We start from the raw sequence: 914 nt of genomic DNA on the forward strand, positions 1-914 counted from the left end.
ATATTACCTCTCAGGATATCTTTAATGGGCAGGCAATCGCTATCCCTGAAAAAACTGATTTGAACAAGTATCAAACTCCTGGTATTTATTATCAGCATTTGAATGTACAAGCTGCATCCGGTAAAAACTACCCTGAACCTTTCGCAGGCGCACTTGTCATTTTATATAATGCAGGTGTGACTCAGCGTTATTATGTCTATAATTCAAGTAGAGTATATACACGCGCTAAATATGTTAATGACTCATGGACCCCTTGGGCTCAAGAATATAATACTCTGAATAAACCTTCTGCAGCGGATATTCAGGGTGAACCACGCTATACCACCACTATTGATCTCACTAGTCTAAGCACTGAGCGCTATTACCCAGTCTGGTGGCGGCATCCACCTAATATCGGGGCTAATTCCTGGCTAACACTTCATCGACCCTTTCCATACGATGCAGAAAAAAAACCGTTTGGTGAGGGAGTTACACACGTTGCTGGATTACTTGTACAAATGGAAGGGGGTGATTATCCGTGGGGGGGCGATGCACAATATCTTAATATTAAACGTATAAATCAAACTTATCGTAAAACGGTAAAAGCAATCCGCTATGCCATGATAAGTATTGTCAGACCGATTGACGGTAAATACCCCCTTTATGGAGATGTAACATCCGGTGATATTGTGGGTAGTTACATCTATAGTGGCTGTTATTTACGTGGTGGTTTAACCTATTTTTTAACCAGTAATTTCCAATCAATCGATTATTCACGTGAAGAAGGAGAAGTTGAAATATATCGGTGGTCAGATACTAATGTTAAACGTGAAATGAAGTGGATGGTAAAATCTTTCGCCGCTAACGATCCATTATTAGGTGAGGAATATGCTGATGCGACAATACCTTATTCTCTGGAATATGACTCGCGTTAT

The 914-nt window shown here is 40.3% G+C and carries 1 protein-coding gene; it reads left to right on the top strand.

Features of this window, described 5'->3' with window-relative positions; all coding sequences use genetic code 11:
- Positions 1-914, top strand: a 914-nt coding sequence (locus ACGF63_RS22925) for a pyocin knob domain-containing protein (RefSeq protein WP_387633387.1), incomplete at both ends; no start/stop codon positions are given.

Source organism: Photorhabdus sp. RM322S (genome assembly GCF_042879395.1).
Taxonomy (GTDB): domain Bacteria; phylum Pseudomonadota; class Gammaproteobacteria; order Enterobacterales; family Enterobacteriaceae; genus Photorhabdus; species Photorhabdus khanii.